Source organism: Streptomyces sp. NPDC008238 (genome assembly GCF_042956445.1).
Lineage (GTDB): Bacteria > Actinomycetota > Actinomycetes > Streptomycetales > Streptomycetaceae > Actinacidiphila.
Genome location: NZ_JBIBGK010000021.1, coordinates 65,563 through 81,539, shown reverse-complemented (window position 1 = coordinate 81,539; position 15,977 = coordinate 65,563). Strand labels below are relative to the sequence as shown.

At 73.8% G+C, this 15,977-nt stretch carries 13 protein-coding genes and 4 tRNA genes; 10 read left to right on the top strand and 7 right to left on the bottom strand.

Annotated features, from left to right (window positions below):
- From ACFZAU_RS31470 to ACFZAU_RS31435, 8 genes are read left to right on the top strand one after another with little or no spacing between them, the layout of a single operon-like run.
- The gene (locus ACFZAU_RS31470; RefSeq protein WP_500554968.1) at positions 1-1,917 is read left to right on the top strand and encodes an acetyl/propionyl/methylcrotonyl-CoA carboxylase subunit alpha; all 1,917 of its coding nucleotides are present in this window, start codon (positions 1-3) and stop codon (positions 1,915-1,917) included.
- The gene (locus tag ACFZAU_RS31465; protein ID WP_500554967.1) at positions 1,914-3,116 is read left to right on the top strand and encodes an acyl-CoA dehydrogenase family protein; all 1,203 of its coding nucleotides are present in this window, start codon (positions 1,914-1,916) and stop codon (positions 3,114-3,116) included. The genes ACFZAU_RS31470 and ACFZAU_RS31465 overlap by 4 nt, the downstream gene beginning before the upstream one ends.
- Before the next feature lie 30 nt (positions 3,117-3,146).
- Entirely contained in the window at positions 3,147-4,727 is a 1,581-nt protein-coding gene (locus ACFZAU_RS31460) for a 4-coumarate--CoA ligase family protein (RefSeq protein WP_500554966.1), read from the top strand.
- Positions 4,727-5,476 (top strand): enoyl-CoA hydratase family protein, encoded by a 750-nt coding sequence (locus tag ACFZAU_RS31455; RefSeq protein WP_500554965.1) that lies wholly within the window; start codon positions 4,727-4,729, stop codon positions 5,474-5,476. The genes ACFZAU_RS31460 and ACFZAU_RS31455 overlap by 1 nt, the downstream gene beginning before the upstream one ends.
- Positions 5,464-6,084 carry a TetR/AcrR family transcriptional regulator gene (locus tag ACFZAU_RS31450; protein ID WP_499604237.1) on the top strand — a complete coding sequence of 207 codons (621 nt, stop codon included), beginning with the start codon at positions 5,464-5,466 and terminating at the stop codon, positions 6,082-6,084. Before ACFZAU_RS31455 ends, ACFZAU_RS31450 begins: the two co-directional genes overlap by 13 nt.
- A gap of 37 nt (positions 6,085-6,121) precedes the next feature.
- A complete protein-coding gene (locus ACFZAU_RS31445) occupies positions 6,122-7,186 on the top strand; it encodes a hypothetical protein (protein ID WP_500554964.1) in 1,065 nt (354 codons plus the stop codon).
- A complete protein-coding gene (locus ACFZAU_RS31440; protein WP_500554963.1) occupies positions 7,072-8,475 on the top strand; it encodes a vWA domain-containing protein in 1,404 nt (467 codons plus the stop codon). Before ACFZAU_RS31445 ends, ACFZAU_RS31440 begins: the two co-directional genes overlap by 115 nt.
- Positions 8,472-10,328 carry an ATP-binding protein gene (locus ACFZAU_RS31435; RefSeq protein ID WP_500554962.1) on the top strand — a complete coding sequence of 619 codons (1,857 nt, stop codon included), beginning with the start codon at positions 8,472-8,474 and terminating at the stop codon, positions 10,326-10,328. The genes ACFZAU_RS31440 and ACFZAU_RS31435 overlap by 4 nt, the downstream gene beginning before the upstream one ends.
- Here ACFZAU_RS31435 and ACFZAU_RS31430 read toward each other — a convergent pair whose 3' ends face one another.
- From ACFZAU_RS31430 to ACFZAU_RS31405, 6 genes are all read right to left on the bottom strand, one after another.
- Positions 10,329-11,507: a leucine-rich repeat domain-containing protein gene (locus tag ACFZAU_RS31430; protein WP_500554961.1), complete on the bottom strand. Its 1,179-nt coding sequence runs from the start codon at positions 11,505-11,507 to the stop codon at positions 10,329-10,331.
- 1 nt (position 11,508) lies between these two features.
- Positions 11,509-12,870, bottom strand: coding sequence for an SDR family NAD(P)-dependent oxidoreductase (locus tag ACFZAU_RS31425; RefSeq protein WP_500554960.1), 1,362 nt, complete (start codon positions 12,868-12,870; stop codon positions 11,509-11,511).
- 35 nt (positions 12,871-12,905) lie between these two features.
- Positions 12,906-12,978 (bottom strand) — tRNA-Ala (locus ACFZAU_RS31420).
- Between the two features lie 15 nt (positions 12,979-12,993).
- A tRNA-OTHER gene (locus tag ACFZAU_RS31415) sits at positions 12,994-13,066 on the bottom strand.
- A gap of 20 nt (positions 13,067-13,086) precedes the next feature.
- Positions 13,087-13,158 (bottom strand) — tRNA-Asp (locus ACFZAU_RS31410).
- A gap of 14 nt (positions 13,159-13,172) precedes the next feature.
- Positions 13,173-13,245: transfer RNA gene (locus ACFZAU_RS31405), tRNA-Arg, on the bottom strand.
- 178 nt (positions 13,246-13,423) lie between these two features.
- On the opposite strand from ACFZAU_RS31405, the gene ACFZAU_RS31400 reads away from it, so the two are divergent.
- On the top strand, positions 13,424-14,779 hold the full coding sequence (locus tag ACFZAU_RS31400) for a M14 family metallopeptidase (protein ID WP_500554959.1): 1,356 nt from the start codon (positions 13,424-13,426) through the stop codon (positions 14,777-14,779).
- A 135-nt stretch (positions 14,780-14,914) separates the two neighbouring features.
- The gene (locus tag ACFZAU_RS31395; RefSeq protein WP_500554958.1) at positions 14,915-15,292 is read left to right on the top strand and encodes an MmcQ/YjbR family DNA-binding protein; all 378 of its coding nucleotides are present in this window, start codon (positions 14,915-14,917) and stop codon (positions 15,290-15,292) included.
- On the opposite strand, the gene ACFZAU_RS31390 is transcribed toward ACFZAU_RS31395, so the two are convergent.
- Positions 15,289-15,906 carry a DUF4291 domain-containing protein gene (locus tag ACFZAU_RS31390; protein ID WP_500554957.1) on the bottom strand — a complete coding sequence of 206 codons (618 nt, stop codon included), beginning with the start codon at positions 15,904-15,906 and terminating at the stop codon, positions 15,289-15,291. The genes ACFZAU_RS31395 and ACFZAU_RS31390 overlap by 4 nt on opposite strands.
- Positions 15,907-15,977: the final 71 nt, after the last annotated feature.

Below are 15,977 nucleotides of genomic sequence, written 5' to 3'. Positions count from 1 at the left end.
GTGATCGCATCAGTGCTGGTGGCCAACCGCGGCGAGATCGCCCGCCGTGTCTTCCGCACCTGCCGCGACCTGGGCATCGCCACGGTCGCCGTCCACTCGGACGCGGACGCCTCCGCCCCGCACGTACGGGAGGCGGACGCCGCCGTGCGGCTGCCGGGGGACGCGCCCGCCGACACCTATCTGCGCGGCGACCTCATCGTGAAGGCCGCCCTCGCGGCGGGCGCGGACGCCGTCCATCCCGGCTACGGATTCCTGTCGGAGAACGCCGGGTTCGCCAGGGACGTCATCGCGGCGGGCCTGACCTGGATCGGGCCCTCGCCGGAGGCCATCGAGGCGATGGGCTCCAAGACCCGCGCCAAGCGGCTGATGGCCGAGGCCGGCGTCCCCGTCCTTGAGGCCGGGCCGGACGACCTGCCCCTGCTGGTGAAGGCGGCGGCGGGCGGCGGCGGCCGCGGCATGCGCGTCGTCCGGGACGCGGCCGCGCTGGAGCGGGAACTGGCCGCCGCCCGTGCGGAGGCGCTGTCCGCCTTCGGGGACGGCGAGGTGTTCCTGGAGCCGTACGTCGAGGACGGCCGGCACATCGAGGTGCAGGTGCTGGCGGACACCCACGGCACCGTGTGGACGCTCGGCGAGCGCGACTGCTCGGTGCAGCGCCGGCACCAGAAGGTGATCGAGGAGACCCCGGCGCCCGGCGTCGGCGACGAGTTGCGCCGGACGCTGCACGAGGCGGCGGAGGCGGCGGCGCGGGCCATCGGCTACGTCGGCGCGGGGACCGTGGAGTTCCTGGTGTCGCCGGCCGGCCGGCCGTACTTCCTGGAGATGAACACCCGCCTCCAGGTGGAGCACCCCGTGACCGAGTGCGTCTTCGCGATGGACCTCGTCGCGCTGCAACTGGACGTCGCCGAGGGCGGGCGGCTCCCGGCCGCTCCCCCGGTGCCGTCCGGGCACGCGGTCGAGGCCCGGCTGTACGCCGAGGACCCGGCCCGCGACTGGCAGCCGCAGACCGGGGTCCTGCACCGCTTCCAGGTGCCGCCGGCGCCGGGACTGCGGGTGGACGCGGGCTTCGGGGACGGCGACCGGATCGGGGTGCACTACGACGCGATGCTCGCCAAGGTCGTCGCCCACGCCCCCACCCGCCCGCAGGCGCTGCGGCTGCTCGCCGGCGCCCTGGAGCGGGCCCGGGTGCACGGCCCGGTGACCAACCGCGACCTGCTCGTACGGGTGCTGCGCGACCCGGACTTCGCCGCCGGAGGGGTGTCCACGGCCTTCCTGGGACGTCTGGGCCCGGCCCCCGACGGGGACGAGGGCGCGGCGCGGCTGGCGGCCCTGGCGGCCGCTCTCGCCGACGCCTGCGGCCGCCACCCGCTGGGCGGCTGGCGCAACCTGCCGTCGGCGCCGCAGTCCAAGACCTACCGCGCCGAGCCCGCGGGCGCGGAGTACGAGGTCCGCTACCGGCTCGGCCGTGACGGCCTGACCGCCGAGGGCCACCCGGACGTCCGCCTGCTGGAGCGGACGCCGGAGCGGGTCGTGCTGGAGGTGGCCGGAGTGCGCCGCGCCTTCGACGTCGCGGTCCACGGGGACGAGGTGTACGTCGACGTGCCCCCTGCCTCCGGCAGCGGGCTCGCCCCCGGCTCCCACCGCTTCACCGCGCTGCCGCGCTTCCCCGACCCGGTCGCGCAGCTCGCGCCGGGCTCGCTGCTGGCCCCGATGCCGGGGACGGTGGTCCGCGTCGCGGAGGTCGCCGTCGGCGACAAGGTGACGGCCGGGCAGCCGCTGCTGTGGCTGGAGGCCATGAAGATGGAGCACCGCGTCGCCGCCCCGGCGGACGGTGTGCTCACCGCACTGCACGCCGAGGCCGGCCGCCAGGTCGACGTCGGCACCGTACTCGCCGTCGTCCAGGAGGAGGACTCCCCATGAGCGCCACGCCCGCCGGGAACGGACCGACCGGCACCTTCGACAACATCCTGCTGGAGAGCGAGGAGCGCCGCGCGCTGCGCAAGGCCGTCTCCGACCTGGGCCGCCGCTACGGGCGTTCCTATTTCCTCGACGCCGTGCGCGAGGGCCGGCACACCGACAAGCTGTGGCAGGAGGCCGGGGCGCTGGGCTACCTCGGCGTCAACCTGCCGGAGGAGCACGGCGGCGGGGGCGGAGGCCTGGCCGAGCTCTCCATCGTGCTGGAGGAACTGGGCGCCGCGGGCTGCCCGCTGCTGCTGCTCATCGTCTCCCCCGCGATCTGCGGCACGGTCATCGCGCGCTTCGGCACCGAGGAACAGAAGCGCCGCTGGCTGCCCGGCCTGGCGGACGGCTCCCTGCGCATGGCGTTCGGCATCACGGAGCCGGACGCCGGCTCCAACTCGCACCGGCTGACGACCACGGCCCGCCGGGACGGCTCGAACTGGCTGCTCACGGGCCGCAAGGTCTTCGTCTCCGGCGTCGACATCGCCGACGCCACGCTCGTCGTGGGCCGCACCGAGGACGCACGCACGGGCAAGCTCAAGCCGTGCCTGTTCGTCGTGGAGCGGGAGACGCCCGGCTTCGAGTTCCGGCCGATCGACATGGAACTGTCGGCGCCCGAGAAGCAGTTCCACCTCTACATGGACGACGTGCGGCTGCCCGCGGACGCCCTGGTCGGCGACGAGGACGCGGGGCTGCTGCAGCTGTTCGCAGGCCTCAACCCCGAGCGCGTCATGACGGCCGCCTTCTCGATCGGCATGGGCCGCTTCGCCCTCTCGGCGGCCGTGGACTACGCCCGCACGCGGCAGGTGTGGAAGGCCCCGATCGGCTCGCACCAGGCCATCGCCCACCCGCTGGCACAGGCCCACATCGAACTGGAACTGGCCCGGCTGATGATGCAGAAGGCCGCGTTCCTGTACGACGCGGGGGACGACACGGCGGCGGGCGAGGCCGCCAACATGGCGAAGTACGCGGCGGCCGAGGCCGGCGCGAAGGCCGTCGACCAGGCCGTGCACACCCTGGGCGGCAACGGGCTGACGGCCGAGTACGGGCTGGCCTCCCTCCTCACGGCCTCGCGCGTGGGTCGCATCGCGCCGGTCAGCCGGGAGATGATTCTCAACTACGTCTCGCACCACACGCTGGGTCTGCCCAAGTCCTACTGAGCACGTCCTACCCAGGAGGGGGGAACGGCCATGGCACAGCCGGCCGTGTTCCACAGCGAGTACCCCGCGGTTCCCGCCATCGACCTGCCGATCCACGAGGCCGTGCTGGGCCACGCCGCCGAGTTCGGCGACCGGCCCGCGCTCGTGGACGGGGTGGAGGGCACGACGCTCACCTACGCGCAGCTCGACGCCTTCACCCGTCGCATCGCGGCGGCACTGGCGGAGTCGGGGCTGCGCAAGGGTGACGTCCTCGCCCTGCACAGTCCGAACACCATCGCCTACCCGCCGGTCTTCTACGGCGCCACGCGCGCCGGCGCGGCCGTCACCACGGTGCATCCGCTCGCCACCGCCGAGGAGTTCGCGCGGCAGCTGCGGGACAGCGGCGCCTCGTGGATCGTCACCGTCTCACCCCTGCTGGAGACCGCCCGCAAGGCCGCCGACCAGGTGGGCGGCATCAAGGAGATCCTGGTCTGCGACAGCGCCGAGGGCCACCGCTCGGTCCTCGACCTGCTGGGATCCACGGCCCCCGAGCCGGACATCGCGTTCGACCCGGGCGAGGACGTGGCCGCGCTGCCCTACTCCTCGGGCACCACCGGCGTGCCCAAGGGCGTGATGCTGACCCACCGCAACATCGCCACCAACCTGGCCCAGCTGGACCCGACCCTGTCGATGGGACCGGGGCACCGCATCCTGGCCGTGCTCCCGTTCTTCCACATCTACGGTCTCACCGCGCTCATGAACGCCCCGCTGCGCAAGGGCGCCACGGTCGTCGTGCTGCCGCGCTTCGACCTGGAGCAGTTCCTGAAGGCGGTGGCGACCCACCGGGTACAGGGGCTGTTCGTGGCCCCGCCGATCGTGCTGGCCCTCGCCAAGCACCCCGCGGTCGCCGCGCACGACCTCAGCTCGCTGGAGTACGTGCTGTGCTCGGCGGCCCCGCTCGACGCGGAGCTGGCCCGGGCCTGCTCGAAGCGGCTGGGACTGCCGCCGATCCTTCAGGCGTACGGGATGACCGAACTCTCCCCGGGCACCCATGTGGTGCCGCTGGACGCGCGCGACGCGCCGCCCGGCGCGGTCGGCAAGCTGCTGCCCGGCACGGAGATGCGCATCGTGCCGCTCGACGACGAGGACGGCGACGACGGCTCCGGGGAGATCCACATCCGTGGTCCGCAGGTCATGAAGGGCTACCTCGGGCGGCCCGAGGAGACCGCCGCCATGATCGACGACGAGGGGTGGCTGCACACCGGCGACGTCGGCCGGGTGGACGCCGGCGGGTGGCTGCACGTCGTCGACCGCGTCAAGGAGCTGATCAAGTACAAGGGCTACCAGGTGCCGCCCGCCGAGCTGGAGGCCGTGCTGCTCACCGACCCGAGGGTGGCCGACGCCGCCGTCATCGGGGTGGTGGACGAGGACGGCAACGAGGTCCCGAAGGCGTACGTGGTGCCGCAGCCGGGCGCGGCGCTCACCGCGGACGAGGTGATCGCGCACGTGGCGGCGCAGGTCGCGCCGTACAAGAAGGTGCGCCGGGTGGAGTTCACCGACGCCATACCGAGGGCCGCCAGCGGCAAGATCCTCCGGCGTGAACTGCGCGACCGGGAAAGGGGAACGGCCTGATGACCGGCGACGCCGCGGCACCCTTCGTGCGGAGCGCGCACGACCGGGGGATCACCACGCTGACGCTGGACTCCCCGCACAACCGCAACGCGCTCTCCGCACGCATGGTCGACGAGCTGTCCGACGCGCTGGCCCGGGCCGCCAAGGACCCGGCCACGCGGGCGGTGCTGCTCACGCACACCGGCGGCACCTTCTGCGCGGGCGCGGACCTGAAGGAGGCGGCGTCGCCGGAGGGGCCGGGGCGGCTCGTGGCCCTGCTGCGGGCGGTCGTGGAGCTGCCCAAGCCGGTCGTGGCGCACGTGACGGGCCATGTGCGCGCCGGCGGCCTCGGGCTGCTGGCGGCCTGTGACGTCCCCGTAGCGGGTCCGGGGGCGAGCTTCGCCTTCACCGAGGCGCGGCTCGGCCTCGCCCCGGCCGTCATCTCGCTGACAGTGCTGCCGCGCATGGACGCCAGGGCCGCCGCCCGCCACTACCTGACGGGCGAGGTCTTCGACACCGCCGAGGCCGTGCGCACCGGCCTGGTCGCCGCACCGGAAGAGGCCCTGGAGGGCATCCTCGCGGGGCTGCGCGCCGCGTCGCCGCAGGGGCTCGCCGAGTCCAAGGCGCTGACGACCGCGGCGGTGCTGCGCGTCTTCGACCGGGACGCGTCGGCGCTCACCGAGCGGTCGGCCCGGCTGTTCGGTTCGCCCGAGGCGGCGGAGGGGATGCGCGCGTTCCTCGAACGGCGGGCCGCGCCATGGGCGCTGTGAGCGCCGGCACCCGTACACCCAAGCAGGACCGCAGCCGCGCCACCCGGCAGCGGCTGCTGGAGGCGGCCGTCGCCTGCCTGGCCGAACACGGCTGGGCGGGCAGCACGGTGACGGTGGTCGCGGAGCGGGCCGGGGTGTCGCGGGGCGCGGCGCAGCACCACTTCCCCACCCGCGAGGACCTGTTCACCGGGGCGATCGAGTTCGTCGCCGAGCAGTGGCTGGTGGCCCTGCGGGAGCACGCGCACGCCCTCCCCGGCGAGGGCGTGCACCGCACGCACGCCGTGGTCGGCATGGTCGTCGACCTCTACACGGGACCGATCTTCCGGGCGGCGCTCCACCTGTGGGTGGCGGCCGCCAACGAGGAGCAACTGCGGCCCCGGGTTACGGCGCTGGAGGCGCGCATCGGGCGGGAGGCGCACCGGCTCGCCGTGGAGATGCTCGACGCGGACGAGGCGGTGGCCGGGGTCAGGGAGACCGTGCAGGCCACCCTCGACATGGCACGCGGCCTGGGGCTGGCGAACCTGCTCAGCGACGACAGCGGCCGCCGCGCGGGCATCGTCCGCGCGTGGTCGGCGGTCCTGGACGAGGTGCTGCGCCGCGGAATCTGAGTCGCCCGCTGTCGGTGGCCGGTGAGAAGATCGCGGCATGCTGAACGAGGCGGTGTCCGCCGGCGAACTGGGCTTCCTGCTGGGTCTCGTGGACCCGGCGCTCGCCGCGCGTGCGCGGAGCCGGACGGGGGTCCCGGAGGAGGATCCGGCGACGGCCGCGAGGCGACCGGAGCACTCGGTGTGGAGCTGGGGCCGTTGGTTCAACGACATGCCCACGTCGGTGCTCTGGTGGATGCTCCAGGAGGACGATCCCGAGGTCAACGTGGCGGTGTACCACCACTGGCGCACCGACGAGCGGGTGCGGTACGACATCCTCAAGGGCATTCCGTACGGGCCGGATCGCTCCGGTCGTCTGGAGGTTCCGGAGGACCTCTCGGGGTATCCGGCGCCGGAGCTCGCCCTGCCGTCCGGTCCGGAGGCGCTGGTCGCCGCGCTGCGTGCGGTCACGGGCATGTCCGCCGGCCGCGCCGCCGCGCGGATGGTGGGGCGGGACGAGTGGGCGTCGGTCGCCGCGGCCGACCTCGAGCAGCCGCTGCCCGGCTACGCCCGCTGGGCGCTGGCGATCCGCCCCGACTGCCCGCCGGCGCTGCGCACGCAGTTCGGGACACACCGCAAGTTCACCAACCGGCTGCGTGACGCGGGCGTCGTGGACGGCCCCGCGGCGTACGCGACCGGCACCCGCCCGGCTCACGATGTCCTGCGCGTCCTGGCCATGGGCCGCTGGGGGTTCCCGCGGCGGTTGCCGGAGGCGGCCGGGGCGCTGCGCCCGCTGGTGCGCGCGGAACTGGGGGCGAACACCGAGGCGTGGGCGGTACTGGTGCAGCTCCTGCCGACGTTCACGGGCACGTTGCCGGAGCTGGTCCGGACGGCGGGGGCGATCGCGGGGGGCGCCGGGGAGGACGCCGGTGACCCGTTGTCAGTGGCCTCTGGTAACACTGAGTCACCAGGGGAACCGGAGGGTTCGGGGCACGGAAGTGGGGGGCTGACATGGGATTCGACGAGCGGTCACGACGACGACCCGTGGTCGACCTCGCCGACCGGCGGGCGCTGGAGCGGTGGCGTCCGGCGGATCCGGACGTCGTGGCGGAGGCGGAGCGGCTGAAGGAGGCCGCGCTGCTCGACTTCGGGCTGACCGAGTCGGCGGTGGCGTCCTGGCTGTACGCCAAGTGCCCGCACCAGATCGCGACCACGGCCGTGGACACCGCGGCGGTGGTGGCCTCGGGGGACGGCTCGGTGCTGCTGCTGTACAACCCCGGGTTCTTCGTCGACCTCGGGCTGGAGGGGGTCAAGTTCGTCCTCTTCCACGAGGCCCGGCACGTGGTGCACCGGCATCTGCTCGCGGAGCCGGTGCTGCGGGACGACCCGGTCTTCACCACGGCGGCCGAGGTGGCCATCAACCACGTGGCGCTGGTCCGCCTGCGGCGGGACGGGATGCCGCTGCGGGGCGGCCGCCCGACCGGGGTGGACCCGCACGAGGTCCACGCCGCGTACGAGCGGGATCTGACGGAGCAGGGGCTGACGCCGCTGCCCTACCCGGAGTTCGTCGAGACCGACATGGGCGTCTACACCGAGCTCAAGCGGATGAAGCACCCGCCGGTGCCTCCGGGGGCGCTGTGCGTGCACCTGGCGGGAGAGGGCGTGCCGGGCGACCAGGGGACGATCGACGAGCTGGTCTCCTCGTCCCTGCTCAACGCGTTGCTGGCCGCGCGGCGCGGGCACACCGGTGCCGAGCGGGAGTTGCTGGACCTGATGGACCGCACGCAGGGCGCCTCGGAGCGCACGGACCGGCTGTGGGGCCGGCTGGGCGCCGGTGCGCTGCGGGGCGAGACGGCCAGGACGGGGCGGGTGGACTGGTGGCAGCGGTGGCTGGTCGACGTGGTCGCCTCGAAGCTGCGGGAGGGCGAGCGGCTGGTCTACCCGAAGAAGCGGGGTGCGCTGCTGGCGGCGCTCGGGCACGACCCGATGCTGTCGCGGCGCGGCCCGGTCCGTGACAAGGTCCTGGTCATCGCCTACGACACCTCGGGGTCGATGCCGGGTTCCGTGATCACCTGGCTGACCGAACTGGTGGGGCGCATCGAGGGCGTGGAGGCGCACTGGCTCTCCTTCGACGGCGTGGTGATGCCCTTCGTCCCCGGGGAGCGGGTCTACGGCGGCGGGGGCACGAGCTTCCAGGCCGTGGCCGACTACGTGGAGGGGCGCACGGAGGTCCGGGGCCGGCGCTTCGAGGAGCGTCCCGACGCGGTGATCGTGCTGACCGACGGCTACGCCCCGCACATCACGCCGCGGGATCCCGACAGGTGGATATGGCTGATCACCGAGGGCGGCGACGACTGGCCCGACGCCCACACCCCGCCCATGGCCTGCCACCGCGTCACGACAGGAGCGAAATGACCACCACCGCGGCGACCGCCACGGCCGGCCCCCGGCCCTGGCGGCCCAACGCCACCTATCCACGACCGCCCGAGGGCGGCCCCGAGGTCTCCCGGCTGGAGTCGTTCATCGACGCGATGATCGACATGGGCCAGACCGGGCAGGTCTTCGGCGAGCACGGCATCGGCAAGACGTCGACGTTCTTCTCACACGTCGCCGAGGCCCATCCGCACGCCGAACTGGTCTACGTGCCGGCCGCCAACCTCACCCCGGACGACCTCCTGGTCAACGCCCCGGTCCGTGATCCGCACACGGACGAACTGGTGCTGCGCCAGCTGGTGATGAGCCAGCTGCGGCCGGGGCGCCCGTTCGTGCTGCTCATCGACGACTCGCTGCAGGCCGGCGAGACGATCCAGTCGCAGCTGATGCAGATCGCCTGCAACTGGACGCTCGGCGAGTACGACCTGCGGGCACTGGGCTGCGTCGGGGTGTTCCTCAGCGACAACGAGTCACTGTCCGAGACGGCCGCTCGCCGCGGCGACCTGGCCGTCCTCGACCGCATGGTCACGGTGCGGGTGACCGCCAACGACACGGCGTGGCGGCGCAAGCTGGCCGAGAAGTACCGGGACCGGGACCTGAACGGGGTCTTCGCCGTGTGGGCGTCGCTCGGTCCCGCTGTGCGCGAGCTGCTCTCCCCGCGCACCCTGGACCACGTCCTCGCCAACGCGCGGGAGGGCTTCCCGCTGCGCTGGGGGCTGCCCCTGGTCAACGGCGAGCGGCTGCGCCTGGCCGAGCCCCGGCCGGACGGCGGACCGGGGCAGGACCGGACGGCGGAGATCCTCGACCGGATCGCCGCGGAGCTCGGTGTGCCCAATCCGGCCACCGTGCCGGACCCGGTGCGCTCGGTGGTGCGCGCGGCGCTGCGCAACCGGTGGTCGGTGCTGCTCCAGGGGCCGCCGGGTTGCGGCAAGACCGAGGTGGTGCGCGAGACGCTGCGCGAGGACCTCGGCCGGGACCCGCTGTACTTCTCGCTGCCGGTGACGAACGTCGAGGACCTGTGCGCGCCCGTCCCGGACCGCAACGGCTCGCTGGACACCCTGCTGGCGCTGAAGTTCACGGGGAGCGAGCCGAAGGCGATCGTCTGGGACGAGTACAACCGGCCCAAGGACAAGGCGGCGTTCGCCAAGCTGATGGAGATCACCCAGGAGTGGTCGCTGGCCGGGCGCCCGATCGAGAACCTGCGCGCCCAGATAGCGGTGCAGAACCCGCCCTACCATCTGGGCCGCCGGCTGATGGTGTCCCGCAACAACATCGCCCAGGCGACCCGCTTCACCGCCTCGCTCACCGTGGAGCCGGGCGACATCCCGGCCAACGAGTGGCTGATCGCGCGGTACGGCGGCCTGGCCGAGACGGTGCTGGAGTGGTGGAAGCACGACATCGACGAGGACGGCCGCGCCTGGATCACCAAACGCACCATCGAGCGGCTGATCAAGCTGCACCAGCGGGGCCTGCCCCTGCAAATGGCCACCGTCTACCTGGGCGACGGCGAGTACGCCCCGGTGCCGCTGACCGCCCTGGTCGACCGGCTGGCGAACCGCTCGGTGACGGGGCTGCGCGAGCTGGCACGGGACGTGGACGCCTGGGAGTCCCGGCTCAGACGGGCCCGGGATGAGTCCGGGGAGGGCAACGACGAGACCGACGTCGTCCACCAGGTGATCGCCAACGCGGAGCTGTCCCAGCTCAAGCGGCACCGCAAGGCGGTCGCCCGGCTGGTGGCGCTGCTGCCGCCCAAGCTGCGCTCCACCTACCTGATGGGGGCCTCGGAGCAGACGCAGCGCTTCTGGATCGAGACCTTCGCCCGTATGCCCCGCTGATCAGCCGCCAGTGCGGTGGACGCTGTGCACGGCGGCCACGTCCGCGGGGACGGCCGGCGGCGGCAGGTGCGCGCTGAGCGCGTCGAGCCGCCGCCGGACACTGGTCGCGATGCCCTTGCCGAGGACGTAGCGGGTCGCGGTCGCGGCCGCCGGGGCGGTGTCGAGCAGACGGTGCGCCTCGCGGCTGCGCATCCCGGTGTGGGCCAGCACGAGATGGGTCAGCCGGTGCGGCGTCGCGCTCAGTGCCGCGCCCATCGCCGTGGCCGCCTCGGTGTCGACCCGGTTGTCCGCGGCGCCCAGGACCCGGGCGGCCTTGACCCGTCCCAGGTCCAGGAGTTCCACGCCCGCGGCCGTCGCGGCCGCGACCAGCCGGGCGCAGGCAGCCGGCCCGATGCCGTTGCTGGCCACGGAGAGCCGGACGAGCCGGCCGTACGGTGCACGGGCGAGGGCCTCGGCGAGCAGGAGCGCACCATCGTCGCCGAGGCGGGCGGCCGACACGTACAGTTCGGCGACCGCTCCGGTGGTGACGAGGGTCGTCAGGCAGGCCGCGCCGGCCGTGCCGAGCGCGTTGCCGCCGACGAACAGCCGCTTCACGGCGCGTCCCGAGCGGGCCGCGACGACGAGCGCGTCGGCCAGCACGGCGAGGCCCGCCGGGTCGAGGCCGGTCTGCACCAGGTCCAGGGTGCGCAACGACCGTGCGGCCTCGACGAGTCCGGCGCCCGCCTCGCCGGCGCCGCCGCCGAGCGGGTTGCGCTTCAGCCAGACCCCGGTGACGGCCTGCGGGGAGGCCCGCAGGTTGTCGGCGATGCGGCAGGCGCCGCCCGCCGTGATGCCGTTGCAGCCGAGGTAGAGCGTCCGGACGCCGGTGTCCCGGGTGCGTTCGGCGACGGCGGCGGCACCCTCGTCGCCGAGCCCGTCGGTGCCGAGCAGCAGATGGCGCACGGCGCCGGTGGCCGGTGCCTGGCGCAGGGCCTCGGCGACCGCCGCGGCGCCCTCCGGGCCCAGCGCCTGCTTGCAGAGGTCGAGGCGCCCGTCGGGCAGGGCGGTCCCGGCCGGGAAGTCCCGGCGTTCGGCCACCGTCTCCCCGCCGCGCAGCCAGCCCAGCAGCGGCTCGAGGTCGGCGGCCGGACGTGGCACGACCTCGGGGACACCCGCGTACGGCGGCCGGTCGTCCGTCATGTCACCACTCGGCTTCCTGGTAGTCCTTGAGGAAGACGCCGGAGAACGGGTGCCCGGCCTCTCCGCGCACGATCGGGTCGTAGACCCGGGCCGCGCCGTCCACGACGTCCAGTGGGGTGCGGAAGCCCTGACCGGCCAGCCGGTTCTTCTTCGGCAGCGGGTTCTCGTCGGTGATCCAGCCGGTGTCGACGCTGCACATGTGGACCCCCTGCTCGGCGAGCGCCGGCCCGCTGGTGCGGGTCAGCATGTTCAGGGCGGCCTTGGCCATGTTGGTGTGCGGATGACCGGCGGTCTTGTTGCGCACCGCGAAGCGGCCCTCGACGGCGGTGACGTTGACGATGTAGCGGCGCGGCCGCGGGGAGGCCAGCAGCAGGGGCAGCAGGCGGTTGCAGAGCAGCGCGGGGGCGAGGGAGTTGACGAGCTGGGTCTCCAGCACCTCGGCGGGGTCGAGGCCGCCGAGCTCGGCCGACCAGGAGTTCTCGGGGGCCGTGTCGGGCAGCAGCCCGGCCTCGTCGGTCCCGGTCAGCAGGAGTTCGGCGGTGGGCCCGGCGGCGGCCGGCAGCGCGTGGACGGTGCCGAACCCGGGCGCGGTGAGCATCCCCCCGTTCCGCGGCCCGGCGGGCAGCGGGGCCCGTTCGCCCGCGGTGAGCGCCGCGTACGACTCGGGGGGCCGCCGGACCGTCTGGGCGGCGTTGTTGACCAGGATGTCCAGCGGCTCGCCGCTCTCGCGGAGCCGTTCGCACAGGCCGACCACCTGGCGGGGGTCGCGCAGGTCGACGGCGACGACGGTGAGCCGGTGCAGCCACCGCTCGCTGCCGGGCGCCTCGGTGAAACGGCGCAGCGTGTCGCGCGGGAAGCGGCTGGTGACCAGGAGTTCGGCCCCGTCCCGCAGCATCATCAGGGCCAGCTGGAAGCCGATCTTGACGCGGCCGCCGGTCAGCAGCGCGCGCCGGCCGGTGAGGTCGGTCCCGGCCCGCCGCCGCGCGGTGTTGTCCACGGCGCAGTCGGGGCACAGCAGGTGGTAGAAGGCGTCCGCCCGCCGGTAGGGGGACTTGCACACGTAGCAGCGGCGGGGCCTGGTGAACTCCCCCGCCGCGCCGCCCTGCGGCGTCTCGGCCAGGGGTGCGTCCTCGCGGCGTTCGCGTGCGCCGGTCGCCGTGGCGGCCACGACCTCCGCGTCCGCCGTGGCGCGGTCCTCGCGCCGGGACTTCCTGCGTCGCAGCCGGCCGTCGCGCGCGAAGGAGGCGGCCACCTGCTCGGCGCGCAGCCGTACCGGGTCGTCGGCGGGCAGTTCGCGCAGCTTGCCGACCACCGCGTCGAAGGCGGCGAGTTCCGCCTCCGTGATGTCGCCCGTGTCCCCCATGACTCCCACCGATGTCCCGCCGTCGCGCAGGGGGATGGATCCGGCCGGATTCGAACCGGCGTATCCGATCTTGCGGAGTCGGCGCGCCTGCCTCTGCGCTACGGACCCGTGCTCCCCCGGCTGCCCGGACGGCCGGATTCGAACCGGCGTGATCCCTCCTTGAGGGGAGGGGCGCCTGCCTCTGCGCTACGTCCGGGCATTGCGATGATCCTATCGGGGGCCCGGCCGGATTCGAACCGGCGTATCCGCCTTGACAGGGCGGCGGGTCTGCCTCTGCCCTACGGGCCCGTGTGCCCCGACTGCCCGGACGGCCGGATTCGAACCGGCGTGTTACGCCTACGCAAGGCGGTGCGCCTGCCTCTGCGCTACGTCCGGGCATTGCCGCGATCCTACCGGCGCCGCGGCTCCCGCTCCGGACGGGCCCCACCGGCCAATCCACCGGAGGATTCCGGGCGTTCACCGCCGAAGCACGCATTCCTCATTGACGAGGTCATGCCATTTACGCACGATCGGTCCGCACTCCTGCGCCACCCCCACATCCAGGAGGACGACCATGCGCATCCCCCGGACCGGCAGACGGGCGGCGGTCACCGCCGCGCTGCTCGCCTGCGCCCTCGCCACCTCGCTCGCCGTGCAGGCCGACGCCTCACCCGCCACCGCCGGCGGCCGTCCCGTCGCGGCCGCCGCCGACGAGGTCGTCCGGCAGTACGAGGTGGCCGGCACCGGCAGCGTCGCAGCCCGTACGGCCCTCGCCGCCCACGGCGTGTCGATCGACGCGGCCCGCAGCCACTCCACCGTCGTCACCGCGAACGCCGCCCAGGCCGCCGCGCTGCGCTCCGCCGGCTACCGCCTCACCGCGCTCCCCGCACCGCCCGCGGCGAGCGCCGCGGGCCGCGGCGTCGAGGGCGACACCTCGCTGCTGGACTTCCCCGGCTCCGACTCCGGCTACCACAACTACGCGGAGATGACCGCGGACATCAACTCCCTGGTCGCCGCGCACCCCGGCATCATGCGGCAGCAGGTCATCGGCACCTCCTACAGCGGACGGAACATCGTCGCCGTCAAGATCAGCGACAACGTCGGCACCGACGAGGCCGAGCCCGAGGTGCTCTTCACCCACCACCAGCACGCCCGTGAGCACCTCACCGTCGAGATGGCGCTCTACCTGCTGCACCAGTTCGGGGACGGCTACGCGACCGACAACCGCGTCAAGAACATCGTCGACTCCCGCGAGATCTGGATCATCCCGGACCTCAACCCGGACGGCGGCGAGTACGACATCGCGACCGGCGCCTACCGCAGCTGGCGCAAGAACCGCCAGCCCAACTCCGGCACCTCGGCCGTCGGCACGGACCTCAACCGCAACTGGAACTACCGCTGGGGCTGCTGCGGCGGCTCCTCGGCCTCGAAGTCGAGCGAGACCTACCGCGGTGCGTCCGCGGAGTCCGCACCCGAGGTCAGGCTGGTCGCGGACTTCGTGCGCGGGCGGGTCGTCGGCGGCAAGCAGCAGATCACCGCGGGCATCGACTTCCACACCTACAGCCAGCTCGTGCTGTGGCCCTTCGGCTACACCACCGCGAACACCACCACCGGCATGACGGCCGACCAGTACAACACCTTCGCCACCTTCGGCCGCACCATGGCGGCCACCAACGGCTACACCCCCGAACAGGCCAGCGACCTCTACATCACCGACGGGTCGATCGACGACTGGCTCTGGGGCACCCAGGGGATCTGGGCGTACACCTTCGAGATGTACCCGGGCCCGAACGGCTCCTCGGGCTTCTACCCGCCCGACGAGGTGATCCCCGCGCAGACCAGCCGCAACCGCGAGGCGGTGCTGCTGCTCCTGGAGAACGCGGACTGCATGTACCGCGCCATCGGCAAGCAGGCGCAGTACTGCTCCTGACCGGGACGGCCCGGCGGGCCCCGCGGCGCCCCGCGCGCCGCGGGGCCCGCCTGCCGGGGAACAGGGGCGGCACCCGCCTACGATCAGGCGTACGCGTGCCCGTCGACCGCCGTCCGCGTCCGCCCGGGAGGCCCCGTGACCACCGTCCACGACCCGCTCGCCGTGCGCGCGAAGGTACGCGCCTTCGCGCTCACGCTGCCCGGCGCCGCCGAGGAGTTCCCGTGGGGCGAGAGCGTCGTCAAGGTCAACAGGAAGGTCTTCGTCTTCCTCGGTGCCGGCGACGGCAGCCACCCGCCCGGCATCAACGTCAAGCTGAAGGACCCCCAGCTCCACGAGCACGCGATGTCGGTCCCCGGTGCGCGGCCCTCCGGCTACGGCCTCGGCAGGGCCGGCTGGGTCTCCGTCCCCCTCACCGGGGAGACGCCCGCCGCCGAGGTGCTGTGCGACTGGGTGGAGGAGAGCTACCGCGCGGTCGCCCCGAAACGGCTCGTCGCGGAGCTGGACGGCGGTTAGGCGGGCCCCGTCGTCGCGCCGATCACGGCGGCGGTCGCCGCGTCCAGCGAATAGGGCCGCTCCCGCGGCAGCAGCGCGGCGGCGGCCTCGCGGTCGCCGGAACGGACGAGCTCGTGGACGCGGTGGGCGAGTCCGGTGACGTCCCTGATGCGGACGATCCAGTGGTCGGCGTAGTCGCGGGTCGCCCGGCCGGTGAGCCCGACCTGCAGCGAGCGGTACGGCAGCGCGTTCAGCGCGAGGTCGCGCTCCGGGTCCCACTGGACGCGGACCTCCGTCGCGCGCACCCGCTCGGCCCAGGTCTCGCGGTCCGGGTACACCGAACGGTCGAAGTGCGACAGGCAGGCCCGGCGGAGCGCGGAGTCGAAGCCCTCACGGCTGACGTCCAGGGCGAGCACCCGCTCCTGCCCCTCCTTCCGGCCCCAGCCGCTGCGGTACATCATCCACAGGAAGGACGGCTTGATCCACGTCATCCGGGAGCGGCTCCAGCTCCCGGGGAAGCGGCCGTGGAGCACCGCGGGATCGCCGATCCCCGAGCGGTAGGCCTGATAGACCGTCACGATGTCGTCGGTGTGCGCGGCCCTGATCATCCGGTACGGCGTCTCGGTGTTCTCCATGCTGCGGGCATCCTGCCCGCCGTGGCCCGACGTCCGCCACGGGTTTTCCGCCGGGCCTCCCGCCCCTTCCG